Consider the following 22,126-nt stretch of genomic DNA (forward strand, 5'->3'; position numbering starts at 1 on the left):
TTAATTTTTGTTTTTCACAATTTAAGTTTATACCATATGTTTTCAACTAGTTCGTATTCTTTAAACTTGTCCATTGAGCATACTACACCTTTAACTTCTTTTGCAAGTGCTATGATAAGTTCATCGGCTGGAGAATGGTAATAAACTCTTTTGTAATTGAAATACTTTGTTTTAAATTTGTATTTGGCATTTTCATCAAACACGATGTAAAACGGAAAGTACAAACGATCAAGTTTTGCAATTAGCGATAAAAGAACATCAATTTTCTCACTACCCGCTAATTTATTAGACATTAGAACATTGTTCCCGTCGATAATAACAGGTATTCCGCTTGTGTTAGATAAAACCTTCCAAACATAAGGATGTAATTTACTCTTAATTTTGTTTTTCTCCATTGGATCAAGGTAAAATATAAAATCACGCATCCAAACGTAATCTTCAACATTCTCAGGTTGAATTTCTAAGACTTTTTGGGATATCTCTTTGATGAAAGTATCTTTTTCAGAACTTTCCAATGCGTAAAGCTGCAAATAATTTTCCAGGCTGAACTCCCTGAGCTTTTTTCTTTTCTTATTCAAAAATTCTTTGTAATTTTTGACATCTTCGTTTGGGAAAGCAAAAGTAGAAGGCTTGGCCCAAAATAAGATTTCAAAGAGTATATATCTGGAGACTTTGTTTCTTTCGAATTCGGTGATTTTGTATTCTATACTCTCATTTATAGTGAACAAACTATTCAAAAGGAACGAGAAAATGATAGGATTAACTCTTGCCAATCCTACTTTTTCCGGTCTTTCTAAATTTCTTTCAAGGGTGGATAATTTGTGCTTGCTGATGTTTTTGTAATCTCTAAGCACGTCGAGAATAACTTTCCTTTTAAGTTCCAAGCTTCTCAGTCTTTCAAGATACTCTTGCGAGTAAATGTCTTTTGTATTCACTTTTCAAACCTTCCAATCAGTATTTATTTAAAAAATGGATTCAACTTAAAAAGTTCTCTTAGTTCGAAAATATTACCGTGTCCAGGGCAAACGATCCAGTCTTGCGGTAATTTTTTAAATTTCTCTCTTAGTACGCTCACAGTGTTTTTCATTTCCTCGCGCATTTTTCTTCGAACAGAATTGTCAAGATACAGATCAACTCTTCCAATTGTATCAATAAAGACAACATCACCAGTGAATATAAATCCATCAAATATAATGACGCGAGAACCGTAAGTATGACCCGGTGCCGGAATTACTTGAAAATATTCGTCTACATTATACCATTGAATATCAATTGAGAAAAGCTCTCCGAACAATATGGAAAGATTCAGGTAAGGATCAGATAGATAAACACTCTCTTCGTTTGAAATATATAATTTCTGTGGTCTTATCTCATTTAGTCCACTTATATGATCGTAATGTCCATGTGTGAGAATTACTTGGTATTGAGTATCAAGCTGTACAAATGCACTTACACCTTTTCCCGGGTCGATGATGTAGTTAACACCGTTGATACTCAGTAGATACGTATTTGTTCTCAGCTCTCCAGAAGTTTGGAAAACTTTAAAATCCTGCATCATTTCCATATTTGTACTTCCTCACTTTTAAAATAATAAATTGTAAATAAGATTTGCACTGAACCCCGCGATGAGTCCACCAAGTGTGTGTGAAAGGATGGCTTTGCTTGTTAAATATCTGTAACCAAGAGCATCCATCATACCCACATGAGTGCTCAGATAACCACTCCACGTCATACCTATTGCGGTAAAGACTGCAACGTCGCTAGGTTTTACTAAGCCATGTTCCATGAACCTTGGAACGAGTGCAAGAGCGGCGCCAGTTGAACCAAGGCATGTTATAGGAAAAGCTATTAACTGCGGAGAATCGAATCCGAAAAGAAGCTTAAAAGGTACAAACAACCATTTACCAATTTTATCAAACAACGCTATCCCTTCGTAAGCCAATCCTTGGTAACCTATGTTAGGGTCTTTTGGACCGAACGTAAACATCATTACTATTGTACTTATCGTTAATACACCTGGTATAATTCCAATACCTATATCTACTCCTGTTTTACCGCCATCAAGCATTGCTTCGAGGAATCTTTCAAAAACATTTCCTTCCCTGATTTCTCGATACCTTAGGTTTGCATGGTCTATCTCTTTATGGATACTGCCAAGCCGTTTTTTTGTCCAGTATGAAAACAAACGCACACTTATTATACTTCCTATTATAGTTGCAATATTTCCTACGATGACGGCTGGAACTAAGTTAATTCCAGCCCTACCACCCTGAGCTATGAAGAACGTTGAAACTATCATTCCCATACCAAATGCTGTGCCAAGGTTACACAGAAGAGGTTCCTGCCATCTCTCAAAATGCGAGATAAATGATTTATCTTTTGCTAAAGCAATTATGGCTGGGTTATCTGAGAAATAAGTTGATAAAATACCCATAGCAGCAATACCTGGCATATTGTAAAGCGGTTTCATAAGTTTATCAAGCAGCATGTGAATCCAGTGAACAATTCCAAACTCTGTTAAAAGGGAGGCAAACGCACCGGTAAGTACCGCTACAGCCATGATGAAAAAAACAGTGTTCAGTAGCAAATCATGGGCAGTAGCCATGAGGGTTTTGAAAAAATTCGCACTACCCATAGTGTGGATAAATGCCCAGAAAAAGAGTAATAAAAAGAATAAGAAAATGAAGGATTCAAAAGAAAATATAGGTTTTCTCTCCACGGTTTTTCCTCCTTCTGCTTTTTCTTCTTTCAATAAAAGGATACCATCTAAAAATGCTAAGGTCAAAGTACTTTAGGAAATGAAATAGAGAAGATTTTTGCTCTGTAGTGAGATTAATGATATAATATCCTTGTACACTCAAATATCTTGAGATTAAGAGTGGCTGGCTTATTTAGTAAATCGTGGGGAGGAAGTTTAATGCCTAAGAAAACAGAACTGAAAAAACTATTCAAGCAATCAGATTATAAACCTATGACTTACAAAGAAATATGCCGGTATTTTAATGTTACCGATGGTAAAGAGAAGCAACTTTTGAAGAAACAACTCGAAGAGCTTGTTAATTCCGGTTATATATTCAGGGGAGATGATGGAAGATATCAACTGACAAGAGGAAACTTACTCATAGGAATAATAGAATTCACAAGAAGTGGGAATATAGCATTTGTTACCACCGACGATGGTCAAGAGATAGCTGTTCCGATAGAAAAGACCAATCTTGCAATGCACAAGGATAAAGTTCAAGTGCAAATCATAGGAAAGTGGTATGATCTTCCAGAAGGAAGAGTCACAAAGATCTTAGAAAGAGGTATAAAGCAATTCGTAGGTGTTTTCGAAACCAGAGGGCAGTTTGCGTTTGTAATACCTGATGATCCAAAATTACCATATGAGTTCAAAGTACAAGTAGAGGATATAAATGGTGCGAAACCAGGAATGAAAGTTGTGGCACAAATAACGAAATATCCTTCCATGAAACGCTCACCAGAAGCGCGGATTGTTGAGGTACTGGGACGTGTAGAAGATCCTGCAACCGATTTTCCCACCGTTGTTGTCAAGCATAGTCTCCCAGTTCAGTTTCCAGATGATGTTATGGAAGAGGTATCAAAACTTCCAGATAAAGTTTCTGAGAAAGATCTGGAGGGACGATGGGATTTTAGAGATGAAATCATCGTAACAATAGATGGAATTGATGCGAAAGATTTTGATGATGCGGTCCAAGTGAAAAAATTGTCTAACGGAAATTACCTTCTTGGCGTACACATTGCAGACGTTTCACACTATGTAAAACCGAACACAGCACTTGATAAAGAAGCATTTAATCGTGCAACAAGTATTTATCTTGCAGACAGAGTGATTCCCATGTTGCCCTTCAAATTATCAAATGGTCTATGTAGCTTAGTTCAAGGGGAAGATAGATTAGTTATGTCTCTTTTAATGGAGATTAACAAAGAAGGTGACGTGGTAAATTACAAAATAGGCAATGGTGTGATAAGAAGCTATAGAAGACTTGTTTACGATGATGTTAATGCATTCTTAGAAGGGAAGCCAGAAGGAGATAAATTGAAAGATTTGGCTGAACACATATATGTAATGAAAGAACTTAAAGATATTCTTAGGGAAAATAGAAGGCGGCGAGGAGCTATATTAGATATAGAGGGTGACGAAGTTAAAATCATTTTGGACGAGAATGGACATGCTGTTGATATTATTCCGAGAAGACGTGGCGAATCTGAGGTTATAATTGAAGAGTTTATGATAAAAGCAAACGAAACTGTTGCTGAAATATTCCACAATGCCGATATACCATTTATCTATAGAGTTCATGAAGAACCAGATTTCGACACACTTTTGCAACTTAAGAACTACCTTAGCGCAATTGGTATAAACATGAAACTACCTCAGCGAGTACATCCGAAAATTTTACAAGAACTACTTGAGAAAACAAAAGACCATCCGTTGAGAAGCAGTATTCAAAGGTTGATGGTAAGATCAATGAAGCGTGCAATATATTCGTCAAGCAATGTTGGGCACTTTGGATTGGCATCAGAGGCTTATACACATTTTACTTCACCCATTCGTCGATATCCCGATCTCATAGTACATCGTTTACTGAAAACCTATCTTGAGAAGGGCGGAAAATTGTCGAAAAAAGAAATTAAAGCACTCCAAAAGTATCTTGAAAAAGCAGCCATTCACTGTAGTAAGAGAGAGAGAATTGCAGATGAAGCAGAATGGGATTACGATGCACTTAAAAAGATCGATTACATATCAAATCACATTGGAGATGTTTATAAAGTTGTTGTAACTTCAGTTACCAAATTTGGGTTGTTCGTGGAGATACCAGATAAGTATATTTCTGGTTTAATTCATATTTCCACACTTGATGACTATTACTACTACGATGAACAAAAAAGTATTCTTGTAGGGAAACACACAGGAAAGGTATACAGAATAGGCGACGTGCTAAATGCGAAGGTGGTAAAAGCAGATAAAATACGAATGGAAATCGACTTTGTTGAAGTTTCCGAAGATGAAATAAAAATTTATGCAGATAATAAAATTGATAAACGCACTGATCAAATTAATTCTTCGAAAAAGACCAAATACAAAAAGAAAAGATAAAATGTGTGAGATGGATTATAGTTTGAAGCTTACCGTTTGTAACTTAAAACCAATCAAACTCCCGGAGGTGTTTTATGGTTCCGGAGAAAATTAAGCAAGAAGTCGAAAGACTAAGAAAACAAATAGAATATCACAACTATAGATATTACGTGCTTGCTCAACCTGTTATAAGCGATGAAGAATACGATAAGATGATGAAAAGATTGATCGAACTGGAAGAGAGATATCCTGAACTCAAAACTGCTGACTCTCCAACACAAAGAGTTGGTGGCCAGCTTTTGGAAGGATTTGAGAGCGTTGATCACAGCGAACCAATGCTGAGCTTGGATAATACTTACAACGAGCTGGAGATCTTAAATTTTGATGAAAGAATAAAAAAGAGCGTTGGTGAGGTTGAATACGTGGCCGAGCTCAAAATAGATGGTGTATCTATCGCTTTACGATACGAAAATGGAGTTTTGATAAAAGCAATAACTCGAGGGGATGGTATCAGAGGGGATGACGTTACGGCAAATGTAAGAACTATAAAATCTATTCCACTCCGACTGCCAGAACCACTAACAATTGAAGTACGTGGAGAAATATTTATGCCAGTACAATATTTTGAACAATTCAACCAGCAAAGGGAAGAGGAAGGATTTTCTCCATTTGCAAATCCGCGTAATGCAGCGGCTGGAACATTGCACTTACTTGATCCAACTGAAGTTGCAAAAAGAAGACTTGATGCATTTATTTATTACATTGTAAAACCACAAACGTACGGCTTAAAAACCCAATGGGAGGCATTAAAATTTTTAGAAAATCTTCATTTTAAAGTTAACCCACACAGTAAATTATGTAGCAATATAGGCGAAGTTGTGGATTATTGGAAGCAATGGACAGAAAAAAGAAAAGATCTTGAATACTGGGTTGATGGAGTAGTGGTTAAGGTAAACGAATTCGAAAAGCAAAATGAACTTGGGCAGACAGCAAAATCTCCACGTTGGGCAATCGCATTTAAATTTCCAGCTCATCAGGTTAGAACAAAGATAATAAACGTTACTTACCAGGTTGGTCGAACCGGGGTGATAACACCTGTCGCCGAATTTGAACCAGTTGAACTGGAAGGAACTATTGTTAAAAGAGCTTCTTTACATAACTTTGATTACATTTTGGAAAATGACATTCGCTTAGGTGATTACGTTTTTATAGAAAAAGCAGGCGGAATAATTCCACAAATTTCTCATGTAATAACTGATTTGAGAAGCGGAAACGAAATACCTATAAATCCACCAAAACAATGCCCTGTTTGTAACGGAGAAGTTGGGAAGGAATCAAAAGAGTACGTTGCGTACAAATGTCTTAATCCACATTGCCCAGCAAAACTTAAAAGACATCTTGAAGTTTTTGTATCAAGACAAGCGTTAGACATACAAGGACTTGGTCCGAAGATAATTTCGAAGATGGTTGATGGAGGGTTAGTAAATGATATTGCAGACATATTCTATCTCACTCTATTTGATCTATCCCAAATCAGCGGTCTTGGTCCTAAGATGATTTCAAACATACTAAGTGAAATAGAAAAGGCAAAGCAAGTGTCTTTTGATAAATTGATTGTCGGACTTGGGATACCAAATGTTGGAGAAAAGATAGCAAAAGTTTTGGCAAAAAAATTCAAAAATATTGAGAGTCTCATGAGCGCAACTATCGAAGAACTGCTTGAGATTGAAGGTATAGGCATGGATATAGCTCAAAGCATTGTCAATTATTTCAAACAACCGAAGACAAAAGAGATAATACAAAAACTAAAAAGTGCCGGTATAAAGATGGAATCAGAAGAGAGTGAAGTAAAAAATGTGCTGAATGGTCTCACGTTTTGTATAACAGGTACTCTTAAAAATTTTTCTCGAGAAGAAGCCAAAAAGCTCATAGAGCAGCTTGGAGGACATTTTACAGATAATCTAACAAAGAAGACAGATTATTTAATCATTGGTGAAAATCCTGGTAGTAAAGTACAAAAGGCCGCTAAATTTGGTGTAAAAGTAATAAGCGAGGAAGAATTCTTAAAGATGATTAACCAGAAAGGAGTAGATGCGGAAGAGTGGATACGAAAAAATACGCTATTTTAGCATTTGGAGGGATGGGTACCCGATTTGGCTGGATAAAACCCAAACAATTTTATCCAATACTTGGTGAAAAGACTATTATCGAGTATCTCGTTGAAAAATTTCTTTCGTTTGATATCTTTGATAAAATTGTGGTAATCTCACCTTCAAGTTACATTGAAGAAACAAAAAATATTCTATCGAAACATTTGATGTTAGTAAGCGTAGTTGAAGGAGGTGATACAAGAGAACGGTCGATATGGAACGGTCTGTCTTTTTTAAAAGGTAGTGCAAAAGAAGACGATATAGTTCTAATCCATGACGGAGCACGGCCGTTGATTAGTAAAGAATTAATAAAGGCAAACATTGACTTGTGCGTTAATTTAGGGGCTGTGGTAACTTCCGTTGTCTCGACTGATACGTTGAGTTATTCCGAAAATGGTGAATCAATAGACAAGGTTGTTGAAAGAAATAAAGTACGTTTGCACCAAACACCGCAAACTTTCAAATTTGGAATAGTAAAAACAGCTATGGAAAGGAATTTTCAAAGACTGGACACATTTTCAGATGATGCATCAGTAGTACTTGCAAGCGGTTACAAAGTTTATTATATCGAAGGACACAGATTAAACATCAAAATAACGACACAAGATGACTTAGACATACTTCGGTACATAATAAACAAAGGAGGGAGATCTGTCTGAATTTTAAGAGAATATTGATAAACATAATAATAGCACTAGCAATTGGACTGTCTATAATCAATATAGTTGGTATCTTCTTTGCTAAGCAAAATCCGTTTAAAGCTATTTTGTCCTTTCCAATTAAAATTATTCCAGTGCTAATTTTTTTATTGTCTGTTGACTACGTTGTTCATGCGTTAAGGTTGATGGTCGTAGTCAAAAGCATGGGCTATAAAATAAGCTTTTTTCAAGCACTTGAAAATGTGTTTTTCAACATTTACTTTTCCTTTGTAACCCCTATGTCAATTGGTGGACAACCTTTTCAGATATATCATCTTTCAAAAATCGGTGTTTCAAGTTACGATGCAACAAACATAGCTATAAGCAGGATGTTTATCGGAATTTTGGTTGTCTTTGCGATTGACGTCACACTCATAAGTAGGGTAATTGGGATTCTTAGAGGTACAGTTGGGTTAACATTTGTACTACTCGGTTTTTTGGTAACCTTGGTGATAAGTCTCGCTGGATTTTTTGCATTTATGAACAAAAAGTTTTTGTTTGGTGTATTCAAATTTATAAATAAACTGACAAAATCACAAAAGCTTAAAGATAAAGAAAAAGCAGCGATAGAGTGGATAGATAAAATGAGTACATCCACTAAGACTTTGTTCTTTAAAAATTACTGGGCGCTTATAATTGATTTTGCATTGGGTGTCTTGACATCGTTAATTACCCCTTTACAACTGAAACTATGTATAGAAGCCATTTCAAATACTGAAATACCGTTAAGTTTTATATGGGGGATTTTGATGATGTTGAATACCATTGTGTATTACATTCCTACTCCAGGTTCAAGCGGAGGTATTGAAGGTTTCTATCAACTTGTGTTTTCACATTTTTATGATACAAGATCTGCGATGACTGGTATATTGGTGTACAGAGTCATAACTTATTACCTTATAGTATTCGTAGGCACGATTCTTATTTGGAAATTTGCACGGTTCAGAGAAGACACGAATATTTCATCTACTAAAATTTAAGGCTGTGCTTTGGAGGGAGATTATATGAATTCAAAAAGTCCATGGCTTATACTAAGTGATTCACATGATAATATACCAAAAATCAAAAAGATAATAGATATAGCCGTCGGTAAAAATGTAAGCAGAATAATCCATCTTGGTGATATAGTTTCTCCTTTTATTGCTCCTTATCTACTTGTAGAAGGTATAGAATTTACCGGTATTTTTGGAAACAACGATGGAGAAAGAGTGTTTTTAATCCAAAAATTTCAGAATAAACTCCACAATGGTCCGTACGAAAAACAGGTAGATAACTATCGCTTGTTCTTAATGCATGAACCATATGCACTACTACCAGCGGTGAAATCACAACTTTACGACTTTGTATTTTACGGTCACACCCATCAAATGGATATAAGAACGGAAGGAAGAACGTTAGTTATAAATCCTGGTGAATCGTGTGGTTATCTTACAGGGAAGGCAACAGCAATCTTATTGGAACCATCTACCAGAGAATATGAAATTATTGAAGCTTGATTTTGAAAATGAAATATCAAATATTATTAAGTTAATCACAAATACATGTTGTATAGTCTGTGGTACAGAAAGCAAAGGTCACAGGCTTTGTGAAAAGTGCGCTGAGAAAGTAAATAGTCTCTCTCCTGCTTTCTTAATTCATAACAACATGAGGATATATTACTATGGACTTTACAAAGAGACGTTAAGTGATTTTATAATCGCGTATAAATACAACAATCATCACTCACTATCAAAAGAATTCTCTAAGATGCTTTATAAAGCAATAGTTGCACACAATATTAGTTTTGAAATTGTTGCTTACGTACCTGCAACAAAATCCGCGAAGAAAAAAAGAGGGTACGACCACATGAAATTGATAGCCAAAGAATTTTCCAAGATAACAAAGATCCCATACATCAACGCGCTTATAGCAGTTCGTGAGACAGATCAGTTGACAGCAAAAAACAGGCAAGAAGCCGTTAAAGGAAAATTTATGTTGCGTGAAGATAGAAGCTACATAATCAAAGATAGGTCCGTTTTGTTGATTGACGATGTTTACACTACAGGAAGCACTATGAGAGAGGTTTTCAATATTCTGAAAAGATATGGTACAAAAGAAGTAATTCCGTTGGTAATAGCCATGAACAGATAGAAAAAAGGAGGGACAACTGATGGGAGAAAGGCACATAACTGAAACAACGTCTTTTGAATACATCGCCGAGCACTTTCCATATCTAATACAACCTCTTCTTGAGATGGGGATTAAAGTAATAGTTTGCGGTGATATAAAATGGGGTACTTTGGGGGAAGAACTCGAGAAAATTAATCTGGAAAAGGAAGAAATTTTGAGAAAATTGAATGAAATCGTTGAAAAGCAAGGTGGACCTGTTTTTTCTTTAAAATTGGACCTTTAAATTTCTTAACAAAATTATGCTAAAATAATATGCTCAGGTGTAGTATGCTCTTTCCAATTCACTTTATCAGGAGGTGTAGTGTATGAAAAAGTTTGTACTTTTGGTGCTTTTAGTACTTTCAGTAACATTTTTTGCCGCAACGAAAGTTGTTTTTTGGCATGCCATGGGTGGTGCCCAAGGCGAAACACTGAATCAGATCGTGAAAGCTTTCAACGAATCGCATCCGGATATCGTAGTTGAAGCAGTTTACATAGGAAACTACACAGCTTTACAACAAAAACTTTTAGCAGGTGCGCAAGCCGGTCAACTCCCAACGATAAGTCAGGCATATGCAAATTGGACAGCCAAGTTATTGCAAAGTAAGATAGTTGAACCTTTAAACAAATACATGAATGATCAAAAGATTGGTATAACAAAAGCCGAGTGGGAAGATGTATTCAAAGCTTTCAGAGACAACTGCACGTGGGGTAATACTGTTTATGCTGTACCATTCAACAAAAGTCTTTACATATTCTATTACAATGCAACAGCCCTATCAGCTGCTGGTATCACCGTACCAAAATCAATAAATGAACTTCTTTACTCATCAAAAGCTTTGACAAAAGACAAAAACAAAGATGGAAAACCAGATGTATATGGCTTCGCATTTAGAACAACTGTTGATACGTTCCAAATATTCCTCATGATGCGCGGTGGAGATATAGTTAAGTACGATGCAAAGTCTGGAAGATACGTCTCTGCAATTGATTCACCAGAAACTAGAGAAGTGTTGGCATTTTTCAAGAAACTTCTTGATGATAAAGTGGCGTTTGCACAGGGTGGGTATCTGAATGATATATTTGGTCAAGGGACAGTTTTAATGTACATAGACACGATCGCAGGTAGAACTTACGTGGAGCAGTCCGCAAAAGGCAAGTTCCAATGGGCATGGGCACCTGTTCCGGTATGGAAAACAAGAAACGTACCATTTGCTGGAACTGATGTGATCATGTTCACTACTGCAAAAGAAGAGGAAAAGAGAGCAGCCTGGGAATTTATGAAATACCTAATTTCACCAGAAGTAACAGCCTACTGGGCAGTTAATACTGGATATCTACCAGTAAGAAGAGCAGCACTTCAAACAACGATTTGGAAACAAGCCGCTAAATCAGATCCGTTGCTTGAAATACCCCTCCAACAAATCGACAATGCAAAGATGGATCCACAACTCAGCGTCTGGACAGAAATCAGAAACGTTGTAAGCACGATGTTTAATGATTTTATAAATGGAAAGGTGGACATGGAAACAGCTATAAAGAAAGCCGATGCGGAAATCAAAAAGTACTTGGCCGAGGAATATAAGTAATAAATCTTTGTTTAAACTTTACTTTAGTATTCAATGCGGGCGCATAAGCCCGCATTTTTTGTTTTTTGGTGGTATAATTTTAGTAAAGACAAAAATTCAAAAGGTGGTGTTGCAATGTCTGAGAAATTTTTAGAAATTCTTAACTTAACAAAATTTTATGGAAAGAGATTGGCTATTAAAGATATTACCTTGCACGTTTCGGGTGGAGAAATTGTTGGTTTTATTGGACCAAATGGTGCTGGTAAGACAACTACGATGAGAATTGCCTTGGGATTTCTCAAACCGACAAGAGGGGAAATTTACCTATTTAGTGAAAGATTAACAAGAAGAAACATAGCCAAGTTAATTACGAAAGTAGGTTACGTGCCAGGTGAAGTTAATTACTATGGAGATGTAACTGTGCAGAAAATTTTGGAATTTTATGCTTCTTTCTACAATGAGTTTGATAGTGAATACTGTGAGTGGTTATGCAAACAATTTGATGTACAGCTAAATAAGAAATTTGAAGAACTTTCCTTAGGTAACAAAAAGAAAGTATCAATTATCCAAGCACTTGCCCACAAACCACGTTTATTGATACTTGATGAACCGACAAATTCGCTTGATCCTTTCGTGCAAAAGCGATTATACAACATTTTAGAAAATTTAAAAGAAAGCGGCGTTGGGATACTCTTATCTTCGCACGTGCTAAATGAGGTTGAAAAACTTTGTAACAGGGTTGTGTTTATAAAAGATGGAAAGATTGTCAATCCACCTTTATTTAATAAAGCCACAAAAAAGATAACACTTGTAACAGATAGTGATTCAAAAATTGTTGAAAACATTGAAAATTTGTTTCCAGAAATCGTCGAATTGAATAGTCAAAATTCGAATTTGTTAATTTATTTCAACGGTTCTACACAGCGATTGGTAGAATTATTGAATTTGTTTAAATTCAAAGATATCTTAATTGAAGATCTATCACTGGAAGATGTTTTTGACAAGCTTTATGAAGAATAGTCTTCAAAAGTTTAAAACTGGAGGGAAATAACGTGAAAATACTGAGATGGGAAATTAAAAGAAATTTTAGGGCATTTTTGTTATGGACAACGTTCATAGTTGGTATTCAGTTTATGTATTTCGCACTTTTTCCATCTTTTGCAGGAGACGATGGATTGTTTTCATCTAAACTTCAGCTACTTCCAAAGACTTTCTTAAGGATATTTGGCGTTGATCGGATAGACTTTAGCGATATTCTTCACTTTTTTTCAATGCAGGGACAAATATGGATTTTTCTCTTTGCTACTTTTTATCTAACAAGACTCGCTTCGTCAATATTTGTTAAAGAGGAAAATGAAAAGACAATTGAATTCATATTATCAAGACCTATAAGCAGAAAGCGATATTCCATTGAGAAGTTTGTCTCTGTAACATTTTACTTATTGACTTACGATTTGGTCATAACATTCTCTATTCTTGGAATGTTCAACAAATACAAAGTTAAACCTTTCGACATGGGGCTATTTTGGAAAATTGCATTTTCCTTTTGGGCAGTTCATATCTTTATGACGGCGGTTGGTATAATATTTTCTGTTATTTCAAGAAGAAAGGCAACAGCTGATACATCAACATTCTTCGCACTTGGGTTTTTTTATGTTTTATCGCTCATTGCCAGAGTTTATGAGAAGTACAAGTATCTACGAAACATAACTCCATTTGGAATATTTGACCCAGCAGAGTTGATAAAAGGCGCAACTTTTAATAAAATTGCCTTTTTGCTTGTAGTTCTGATTTACCTGGGAACTTTGCTATTTAGTATTTTTTATTATGAGAGAAAGGACATATACATTTAAAAAAATAAACGTCTCCAGTTGCGGAGACGTTTATTTTAGAATAGAAATTATAAACTCCCTGGGAAATGACATGCAACAAAGTGTTCTTCTTTTATTTCCTTCAAAACAGGCTTTTCGTTCGAACATATTGGCTTTGCAACGGGACACCTTGGGTGGAATGGACACCCCTTGGGTGGATTAACAGGACTTGGTACATCACCTTGTAAAATGATCCTCTGTTTTTTAAACTCGGGATTCGGCACAGGAATAGCGCTCATTAAAGCCTTAGTGTAAGGGTGCAATGGCTCATCAAAAAGATCTTTCTTGCGTGCTGTTTCAACAACTTTGCCAAGATACATTACTACAACACGGCTTGATATGTACTTTATTAAAGATAAATCATGTGAAATGAACAAATAAGTTAAGTCATGTTCTCTTTGAAGATCCATCATAAGGTTTATTACTTGCGACCTTATTGAAACATCCAACGCAGCAACGGCTTCATCGGCAATAATAAGTTTTGGATTCATCAAGAGCGCTCTTGCGATTCCAATTCTTTGCCTTTGACCTCCGGAAAATTCATGTGGAAAACGATACATATGTGTTGGATGTATACCAACCTCTTCGAGTGCCTTGCCAATTTTATCTATTACTTGTGATTTTCTTATCATACCATGTGCTAAAGGACCTTCGGCAAGTATATTTTTGATCCTCATTCTCGGATCAAGTGAACTGTATGGATCTTGAAAAACTATTTGTATGTCTCTTCTAAACTGAAAGCGTTTTTCCTTTAGGTTGCCAAGAAGATATTCCATTAAACCGTTTTCACCTTTGCTTTTGAAAATCTCGTAATATTTTGCGTCGACATCATCCTTAGGGGAAAACTTACTATCTTTAAACCTTTCTAAATACATCTTTCGGACATAATTCTTAGCCTTCCATACCGGTAAGAAATAGTGTGTAGTGTCTTCGCCTGAGACAATTATTCTTCCAGATGTTGGTTCGTACAATCTAAGCAAAGTCATACCAACAGTTGTTTTTCCGCAACCAGATTCTCCCACAAGACCCACAGTTTCGCCTTTGTACACCTCAAAACTCACGCCATCAACAGCTTTGACCCACGCAACAATCCTTTTGAACACTCCCGCTCTTATAGGAAAATATTTTACAAGGTTATCTATCCTAAGAAGAACTTCTCTTTGTTCCTTTTTTCTATTCGCTTTTACTTCGGAGACTATACTTCCATTCATGCACCTTCACCAGCCTTTACATACTTTTGTGCTTCTTCGACTTTCTTATAGAAGAAACACCTTGAGAAGTGGTCTGGTTCAACTTCAACTAGTCCGGGCATTTCGAGATTACACTTTTCTTCTTTAAACTCACATCTGTTACTAAATCTGCACCCTGGTGGAAAATGCAAAGGATCAGGTACCATACCTGGTATGCTATACAATCTGTCTTGCTCAACATCAAGCCTGGGGATAGCATTTAACAGTCCCCACGTGTACGGATGTTTTGGTTTTTTAAATAATGTTTTAACATCTGCTGTTTCCATAACTTTTCCACCATACATCACAACAACTCTATCAGCATTTTCTGCTATAACCCCCACATCATGTGTAATAAGTATTATAGCCATCCCATATTCTCTTTGGAGCTCCTTCATAAGCTCAAGGATCTGAGCCTGGATAGTAACATCGAGTGCCGTTGTTGGTTCGTCAGCAATCAATAGTTTTGGTCTACAAGAAAGTGCCATTGCTATCATCGCTCTTTGCCTCATACCACCTGAAAGTTCGTGTGGATACTCATCAACACGCTTTTCAGGCTCAGGAATACCAACTTTACGTAGCATATCTATTGCCATTTGCCTTGCAGTTTTTTTATCCACGTCCTGGTGTAACAATATTGCTTCCATTATCTGTTCTCCAACTGTGAAAACAGGGTTTAAGGCAACCATCGGTTCCTGAAAAATCATAGCTATTTCGTTGCCTCTGATCATTCTCATTTCATCATCGGTCAATTCAAGTAAGTTCTTACCGCTGAAAATAATTTCGCTACCTTCCTCTATTTTACCTTTTGGATCAAGTAACCTAAGAATTGTGAGTGATGTAACACTCTTTCCACTTCCAGATTCTCCCACTATACCAAGTGTTTCTCCTTCGTATACATCAAAATCCACACCGTCAACAGCCTTAACAACGCCATCTTCTGTATAAAAATACGTCCGAAGATTTCTAACAGTTAATAGCGGTTTCTTTTCCAAGATCTCCACCTCCATCATTTCAATCTCGGATCGAATACGTCTCTCAATGCATCACCGACAAGGTTCCATGCGAGCACAAATAGTACCATAGCCATACCAGGATAAAACACAGCATACCAATAAGAGAATGTAGAGCCACTTGTTCCAAGTATCCAATTTCTTGTAAAATTAAGCATTGAACCCCAATCAGCATATCCGAGTGGTGCACCGAGTCCCAAGAACGATAAACCAGCTGCTGTTATAACAAGTGAACCCATACGCATTGATGCTTGAATTAACACAGGGAATATAGTGTTGGGTAGTATATGTCTTAGGATGATGAAGAAATCCTTAACCCCCAGGGCTTTAGCAGCTAGCACAAATTGTTCCTCTTTTACTTGCAAGATATTTGCTCTAATAAGTCTTGCAGCACCCATCCATCCAAAAACGGTCATAGCTATCATGACTTTGTCAAGTCCATTCCCAAGTATAGTTGTAAGAACCATAGCTGCAAGCAGGAAAGGTATGGACATAAATACATCAGTTATTCTCATTAAAATTTCGTCCACCCATCCACCATAATACCCAGAGATGGAGCCTATAATAATACCGAATATGGTGGAAACTATAGTAACCGTTAGACCTATGTAAAACGCCGTTCTTGTTCCCCACACAACACCGTAGAATATGTCCCTACCTTGTATCATTCCAAATGGATGTTCAGCAGATGGTGGAACCGGTTCAGAGCTCCAAGTTATGATTGGCATAATATAAGGATTATCAAGTTTCGTGGGATTCCCGTGATCATCAAGCATCATAGGATTTATAGGCTTTGCTATTAAAGGTGCAAAGATAGCAACAAGTACAAAGAAAATTAAAAGTGAAAATCCCAAAACTGCCGATGGATTTTTAAAAATCTTTCTCGCTATCCGCTTAAATTCAGTGTTTTGCTTTCTTGGTTCGCTCATATGTGGCACCTCCTTAGCCAAGTCTAACTCTTGGGTCAAATACTGCATACAGTATATCTATGATGAGGTTACCGAGAACTAAAAGCGTTGAATAAAAGAGTGTACTTCCAAGGACTGTTGCATAATCAAGTTGAACAGCCGCTTCAGCAGCTAGTCTACCAATACCTGTTCTATTAAATATAACTTCGATAATCACCGTACCTGATAATAACCCTATAACCATAGCACCTGCAACAGTTACAACAGGAATCATTGCATTCCTTTTCGCATGTTTGTGAATAACTTCTCTTTCAGGAACGCCTTTTGCTCGAGCTGTTCTTACGTATTCTTTTGACAACACTTCAAGCATACTTGACCTTGTGATTCTAAGTAAATATGCCCACCACAAAAATGATAACGTCAAAACAGGACCAATAATGTGCCTCAGAGCATCCCAGAATATGTCAAACCTTCCATTTATAAGAGCATCTATTGTAAGTATGTGCGTAACTTTTAAATAAGATGGTGACTTGATAATTTCTTCAGCCCATTGAGAAAGATTTCCCGGCGGGAACCATCCGAGCACAGAATAAAATATCATCAATACGAGCAAGCCAAACACAAAGTCAGGGAAAGACCAACCGATAATCGCTACTATCCTTATAAAATGGTCTAAGAATTTATCTCTGTTTACTGCAGCGGCAACACCAAGCCAAATACCTACTCCCACAACAGGTAAGAGAGCGTAAAGTGCAAGTTCAAGCGTGTACGGGAACCTACTCCAGATGGCTTTCAAAACAGGTTCCTTACCTACTTGAGACCAACCAAGGTCTCCTTTCAATGCATTATAAAGCCATTTGCCGTATCTTTCAACAAAGGGCTTGTTTAAACCATACTTCTCTTTCAATGCCTCAAGCTCAACGTTTGTCAACTTGTCGAACACGTTTGGATTTACATACGACGCAAGTAGCTTGTCTGGTCCAAGTATCTGAAAAAGACTAAAGATAATCAGTGATACACCAAGTACTATCAACGGTAACAAAAGCAGCCTTCTTACGATAAACGTAGTCAACTATAGCCACCTCCTAAGGCAATTTGAAATTTTAAGACAATTTAATGTGAATTAAGTTTTCCTGAAAAATTCCAATAAGATTATAACACTCACGAACATTTTATCAACTTATTTAACATGAACTTAAAAGTTTCTACGTAAAGATAATTCACTTAACAAACTATCAGTAGCTTTCTTGCCAATTAATTGTTCAATTTCATCTCTTGACACTGACAAGATATCTTCAACGGAAGTGTAACGTTCCAGAAGTAATTTTTTCTTTTTTGGGCCTATCCATTTTATTTCATCGAGTATGCTTCTTAGCGATCGATTTATTGTTAGCTTTCTTGTAAACTCATTTGCCACACGATGTGTTTCGTCCCTAATTTTCACAAGTAATCTCAGGACAGGGTGATCATACGGAAGTTTAATTTCACCATATCTTGTAACAATAATCTCCTCTTGTTTAACTAACCCTACAACATCACATTCTTTGCTAATCTGAGTTAGTGCATCATACGCAGCATTCACTTGACCAATTCCTCCATCCACAAATAGCAAGTCTGGCAACTTATGTTTTGTGTATCTTCTTTTTATAAACATTCGTATGCTTTCAAAGTCATCAAGAATGTTACCTAACTTATATCTGCGATATTCATCTTTTTTTATCTCACCATTTTCTAAAACGACAAGAGAGGCTACTGTATCTTTTCCATGTAGATGGGAGATATCTACACCTTCTATTCTCTTTGGTATCTTACTTAAACCAAGTAATTCTTTCATCTGCTTTAAAATACTTCTATTGGAGAGTATTAAACCTATTTCATAATTCAAATTAGTTATAGCCTTATCAAGTAGTTGCTTTTCAGTACCAGTTTGAGCTTGTAGTATTCGAATACCAAGCGTATTAGATACCACATCCAAGGCCTTAGTTTTCTTTTCAACAATTACCTTCTCAGGCAAATCGTTGTAATTGTTTACGTAGAATAGTTCTATGAAATCGTCAACCCCTCCATTATATTCGTACACAAGTTTTGACAACAAATAACCTGAACGTATCTTAAACACGAGGAATGTGTTATGTCTGCCAACTACAACGTCTAAATTCACAGGTTCAGTTAAAACCACACCTTGAGACTCCATAAGTCTGCTAAAATTAAGAAGAATATCACGATACTTTGCTGCATTTTCAAAATCAAGTAATTTAGCATGTTGCTCCATTTTGAACTTTACGAAATCCATTACATGCGAGAAATTCCCTTTCAAAACATCAGCTAATTGGTTTATTCTGTTGTTATAGCTTTCAGGATCATCTTCTCTTACGCATATACCTTTGCACAGGCCGAGATGAAAATCCATACAGGGTTTAGTAATCCTTGACATATCACGGCGACAGGTTCGAAATTTGTAAATTTTTCTGAGCACTTCCAACAGCTGACGCGTAAATTGGACATTAGTAAATGGTCCATAAAACTTGCCTGTACCTTTCCTGTTCCTTACAATCTCAACGTACGGTATTTCGTCGTCACTTATTTTTATGTAAGGGTACACTTGTGTATCTTTAAGTACTGCGTTGTACTTTGGTTTGTGTTCGAATATTAGATTTGCTTCAAGTATCAATGCTTCCTTTTCGTTGTCAAGGATTATTACTTCCAAGTTATCAGCTTCTTCAACAATGACTTTACTTTTTCCTTCTTTCGCTTTAAAATGTGAAGAAAGACGCTTTTTTAGATCCTTTGCCTTTCCTATGTAAATGTATTCTCCTGCTTTTTTGAAAAGGTACACTCCTGTTTTATGTGGTATATTTTCAATTACACTGATTTCAAGCATAAAACTTTCACTCCTGGTTTGATAAATGACAAATTCCTTGCTAGTTAAATATTATACATCACACTTTCTCCAAGGTTAAGAAAATTAACTATAAATTAATGAGTTTTTCCTTGAAATTACTTACAAATAACTGTAAACTTGATTCGGAATTTATGATACACAATCTACGACAATGCTTAGAACTCTTGAATTTTATCATCTTAGTTTTATCTGAGAGTTTTGTTGGAGGTGCAATTATGCCTGAAAAGTACATTGTGGTTACTGGAGGGGTGCTAAGCGGAATTGGTAAGGGAATATTTTCAGCTTCTTTAGCGAGAGTTTTAAAAGAAGTTGGAGTTGACATAAACGTATTGAAAATAGATCCGTATTTGAACGTTGATGCGGGAACCATGAACCCTAATCAACACGGTGAGGTTTTTGTAACTGATGATGGATACGAAGCAGATCTTGACTTAGGGCATTACGAGCGGTTTTTGGGTATAAGTATGTCACGAAAAAACAACATTACGGCAGGGCAGATATATTCAACTATAATTCAACGCGAAAGGCAAGGAAAATACCTCGGATCAACTGTCCAGGTAGTACCACACGTCACATCTGAAATCAAAGAGCGTATAACTTCGATGCAAGGAAAAGTTTTATCAATAGAAATAGGCGGTACAGTTGGAGATATCGAAGGTGAAGTATTCCTCGAAGCAGTAAGGGAATTAGCTTTCGAAACAAATAGAAACAATTTTCTTTTTGTCCACGTTACCTACGTACCTTATCTAAGAGTAACAAATGAGTTTAAAACCAAGCCAACACAACAATCAGTTCAACTTTTACGAAAGATAGGGATACAACCTGATGTTATAGTAGTCCGGAGCGAACTGCCTATAGATTCTCAAAGCTTATACAAAATAGCGCTGTTCAGTGGTGTGCCAAGAGACATGGTTATAAATCTTCCGGATGTCGGAAATGTTTATCAAATACCAGAAACGCTTTACGAAGCTGGTATACACAGACTTGTAGCAAGAAAGCTCGGATTAGAGATAGAAGAAAGACCTTTGAACTGGTCATATCCAAAATCTTTTAAACCCTACAGAATAGCTTTAATAGGTAAATATCTTGGTACGGACGATGCGTACAAAAGTATTATTGAATCCATATTCCTCTCAGGGGTACAAAAACCAGTAGTTGTTGATTCACAAGAACTTGAAGAACTCGATGATAATGCAGTTGCTCAAAAATTAGGTTCTTTCGATGCATTGATTATCCCTGGTGGTTTTGGAAGAAGAGGTATTGAAGGGAAAATAAAGGCTATAAAATACGCGAGGGAAAGTAAAAAACCCATTCTTGGAATTTGTCTTGGAATGCAGCTTATGGCAATCGAATTTGCTAGAAATGTTATGGGGCTTGAAGGTGCAAATTCCACAGAATTTGATGAAAAGACACCTTATCCAATTGTTAATATGATGGAAGAGCAAAAGAAGATCATGAACCTTGGTGGAACGATGAGGCTTGGTGCACAAAAGATGAAAGTTCTTGAAGGTACTAGACTTTACAAGTTGTACAATCAACACGAAGTTTACGAAAGACATAGGCATAGATACGAAGTTGATACGGAAAATTTTTCTGAGATGTTCAAGAGACCCGGTGAGATAGGGTATAGGTTTACCATCGCTGGTGAATCGGAATTTCTTGAAGCAATAGAACTTGATGATCATCCATTTTTCTTGGGAGTGCAATATCATCCTGAGTACCGTTCAAAAGTTGGAGCTCCACACCCTATCTTCACCGCACTTGTAAAAGCTATAGAGGAGGTTAGCAAGTGAGAAGAAGAATATTAGCAGACTATCATATTCATAGCAACTATTCACCAGATTCCGAAGCAACTGTTGAAGATATTATACAAACTGCTCATGAAAGAGGAATTGAGCATATTATTATCACGGATCATTATGAACTTGCTGATGAACATGCCAACGTGATAGATGTGGAGAATTACAGAAAGGAGATGGAAAAATATTCTCTGCTTGTGGGGGTAGAACTTGGCTGGGATGGCGTAAAACAATTAGATGTTGACACGAAGAAATTTGATTACGTGCTTATCTCTCATCATTACGTCGAAGAGCCCATAACGCAACAAAGCTATAAAAATTATCTTCTCAGGTTGCTTGATATAATACAACGATTTGACGGTTATCATGCACTAGCACATCTTGACTTTCCAAGGAGGTATCACAAAGAAAAAGAACCTTTTTCTCACGAACTTTACGATATAGTATCAGAAATATACAAGATACTGATCAAAAATGGCAAGGCTTTAGAAGTTAACACGGCATCAATAATAGCATACGGAGAACCTAATCCATCCGTCGAATTGCTTAAACTTTACAGATCACTTGGTGGGAGAAATATAACAATAGGTTCTGATGCCCATAGACTAGAAGATATAGGAAGAGGAATCGAAAGAGGTATTGAAATACTAAAAGATATAGGTTACAATTATATCTTAGTGCTTGATGCAGAGTGGAGAGAAATGAAAATATAAAATCTCGGAATTCAGCATAAAGGAGGCAT

At 36.4% G+C, this 22,126-nt stretch carries 20 protein-coding genes; 12 read left to right on the forward strand and 8 right to left on the reverse strand.

The features are described 5' to 3' along the window. Positions 1-14: 14 nt before the first annotated feature. Genes N2Z58_00545 through N2Z58_00555 form a run of 3 tightly spaced genes read right to left on the reverse strand, consistent with a single transcriptional unit; the run spans position 15 to position 2,719 of the window. Positions 15-935 (reverse strand): ribonuclease, encoded by a 921-nt coding sequence (locus tag N2Z58_00545; GenBank protein ID MCX7653158.1) that lies wholly within the window; start codon positions 933-935, stop codon positions 15-17. A gap of 23 nt (positions 936-958) precedes the next feature. Then, entirely contained in the window at positions 959-1,564 is a 606-nt protein-coding gene (locus tag N2Z58_00550) for an MBL fold metallo-hydrolase (GenBank protein MCX7653159.1), read from the reverse strand. Positions 1,565-1,582: 18 nt separating this feature from the next. Next, positions 1,583-2,719 (reverse strand): hypothetical protein, encoded by a 1,137-nt coding sequence (locus N2Z58_00555; GenBank protein MCX7653160.1) that lies wholly within the window; start codon positions 2,717-2,719, stop codon positions 1,583-1,585. Between the two features lie 198 nt (positions 2,720-2,917). On the opposite strand from N2Z58_00555, the gene rnr reads away from it, so the two are divergent. The 10 genes from rnr to N2Z58_00605 all read left to right on the forward strand — a co-directional run bounded on the left by rnr (position 2,918) and on the right by N2Z58_00605 (position 13,515). Further along, positions 2,918-5,119: a ribonuclease R gene (gene rnr, locus N2Z58_00560; protein MCX7653161.1), complete on the forward strand. Its 2,202-nt coding sequence runs from the start codon at positions 2,918-2,920 to the stop codon at positions 5,117-5,119. Positions 5,120-5,193: 74 nt separating this feature from the next. Next, positions 5,194-7,227 (forward strand): NAD-dependent DNA ligase LigA, encoded by a 2,034-nt coding sequence (ligA, locus tag N2Z58_00565; protein MCX7653162.1) that lies wholly within the window; start codon positions 5,194-5,196, stop codon positions 7,225-7,227. Positions 7,228-7,238: 11 nt separating this feature from the next. Continuing rightward, positions 7,239-7,907: a 2-C-methyl-D-erythritol 4-phosphate cytidylyltransferase gene (locus N2Z58_00570; protein MCX7653163.1), complete on the forward strand. Its 669-nt coding sequence runs from the start codon at positions 7,239-7,241 to the stop codon at positions 7,905-7,907. Positions 7,908-7,921: 14 nt separating this feature from the next. Continuing rightward, entirely contained in the window at positions 7,922-8,926 is a 1,005-nt protein-coding gene (locus tag N2Z58_00575; GenBank protein ID MCX7653164.1) for a flippase-like domain-containing protein, read from the forward strand. Between the two features lie 24 nt (positions 8,927-8,950). After that, on the forward strand, positions 8,951-9,442 hold the full coding sequence (locus N2Z58_00580; protein MCX7653165.1) for a metallophosphoesterase: 492 nt from the start codon (positions 8,951-8,953) through the stop codon (positions 9,440-9,442). Continuing rightward, positions 9,366-10,076, forward strand: coding sequence for a phosphoribosyltransferase family protein (locus N2Z58_00585; protein MCX7653166.1), 711 nt, complete (start codon positions 9,366-9,368; stop codon positions 10,074-10,076). Before N2Z58_00580 ends, N2Z58_00585 begins: the two co-directional genes overlap by 77 nt. Before the next feature lie 19 nt (positions 10,077-10,095). Continuing rightward, positions 10,096-10,338 (forward strand): hypothetical protein, encoded by a 243-nt coding sequence (locus N2Z58_00590; GenBank protein ID MCX7653167.1) that lies wholly within the window; start codon positions 10,096-10,098, stop codon positions 10,336-10,338. Positions 10,339-10,420: 82 nt separating this feature from the next. Beyond that, complete coding sequence (locus N2Z58_00595; GenBank protein MCX7653168.1) at positions 10,421-11,683, forward strand: ABC transporter substrate-binding protein; 1,263 nt, start codon at positions 10,421-10,423, stop codon at positions 11,681-11,683. Positions 11,684-11,797: 114 nt separating this feature from the next. Next, positions 11,798-12,682, forward strand: a complete 885-nt coding sequence (locus tag N2Z58_00600; protein ID MCX7653169.1) for an ABC transporter ATP-binding protein — start codon at positions 11,798-11,800, stop codon at positions 12,680-12,682. Positions 12,683-12,714: 32 nt separating this feature from the next. After that, a complete protein-coding gene (locus N2Z58_00605) occupies positions 12,715-13,515 on the forward strand; it encodes an ABC transporter permease (protein ID MCX7653170.1) in 801 nt (266 codons plus the stop codon). A 47-nt stretch (positions 13,516-13,562) separates the two neighbouring features. Here N2Z58_00605 and N2Z58_00610 read toward each other — a convergent pair whose 3' ends face one another. The 5 genes from N2Z58_00610 to uvrC form a co-directional block, all read right to left on the reverse strand. Then, positions 13,563-14,744 carry an ATP-binding cassette domain-containing protein gene (locus tag N2Z58_00610; protein ID MCX7653171.1) on the reverse strand — a complete coding sequence of 394 codons (1,182 nt, stop codon included), beginning with the start codon at positions 14,742-14,744 and terminating at the stop codon, positions 13,563-13,565. Continuing rightward, positions 14,741-15,772: an ABC transporter ATP-binding protein gene (locus N2Z58_00615; GenBank protein ID MCX7653172.1), complete on the reverse strand. Its 1,032-nt coding sequence runs from the start codon at positions 15,770-15,772 to the stop codon at positions 14,741-14,743. The genes N2Z58_00610 and N2Z58_00615 overlap by 4 nt, the downstream gene beginning before the upstream one ends. Continuing rightward, complete coding sequence (locus N2Z58_00620) at positions 15,772-16,704, reverse strand: ABC transporter permease (GenBank protein MCX7653173.1); 933 nt, start codon at positions 16,702-16,704, stop codon at positions 15,772-15,774. Before N2Z58_00620 ends, N2Z58_00615 begins: the two co-directional genes overlap by 1 nt. Positions 16,705-16,717: 13 nt before the next feature. Then, positions 16,718-17,755, reverse strand: a complete 1,038-nt coding sequence (locus tag N2Z58_00625) for an ABC transporter permease (protein ID MCX7653174.1) — start codon at positions 17,753-17,755, stop codon at positions 16,718-16,720. A 123-nt stretch (positions 17,756-17,878) separates the two neighbouring features. Next, on the reverse strand, positions 17,879-19,564 hold the full coding sequence (gene uvrC / locus N2Z58_00630) for an excinuclease ABC subunit UvrC (GenBank protein MCX7653175.1): 1,686 nt from the start codon (positions 19,562-19,564) through the stop codon (positions 17,879-17,881). 236 nt (positions 19,565-19,800) lie between these two features. Here uvrC and N2Z58_00635 point away from each other — a divergent pair, with 236 nt between their 5' ends. Together N2Z58_00635 and N2Z58_00640 are read left to right on the forward strand one after the other, a co-directional pair. Beyond that, on the forward strand, positions 19,801-21,378 hold the full coding sequence (locus N2Z58_00635) for a CTP synthase (GenBank protein MCX7653176.1): 1,578 nt from the start codon (positions 19,801-19,803) through the stop codon (positions 21,376-21,378). Further along, positions 21,375-22,097 (forward strand): histidinol-phosphatase HisJ family protein, encoded by a 723-nt coding sequence (locus N2Z58_00640; protein ID MCX7653177.1) that lies wholly within the window; start codon positions 21,375-21,377, stop codon positions 22,095-22,097. The genes N2Z58_00635 and N2Z58_00640 overlap by 4 nt, the downstream gene beginning before the upstream one ends. Positions 22,098-22,126 lie beyond the last annotated feature (29 nt).

This window comes from Fervidobacterium sp., from assembly GCA_026419195.1.
Classification (GTDB): Bacteria; Thermotogota; Thermotogae; order Thermotogales; family Fervidobacteriaceae; genus Fervidobacterium.